Below are 253 nucleotides of genomic sequence, written 5' to 3'. Positions count from 1 at the left end.
GGGCAAGAGATTTTCTTTTTTCGTAGTAAGATTTCATCATATAAACCTTACGCTTGAGAAAATCGCCAAGCTCCTCAATACTTTCCATGTCGTCCATCGCTTTTACGGCGATAGGTTTGCCAATTCTGATTCTGATAGGTTTCTCTCTGTCATTCATCATTTCTGCCGGAAGCATCATGGTTTGCAGGCTGGGATGAAGCTTGGCTACCTGATAAAATATTCTGCTGTTTTTGGCATGGAAATACATAGGAAC

At 41.1% G+C, this 253-nt stretch carries 1 protein-coding gene; it reads right to left on the bottom strand.

The genetic code is table 11. The features are described from left to right. The coding region (locus ACPYOJ_RS36025) for a hypothetical protein (protein WP_481420483.1) at window positions 1–253 on the bottom strand (253 nt) is incomplete at both ends.

The sequence above is a fragment of the Rhizobium sp. SVR5-9E genome, from assembly GCF_056755095.1.
This window is presented reverse-complemented; position numbering and strand designations above follow the sequence as displayed.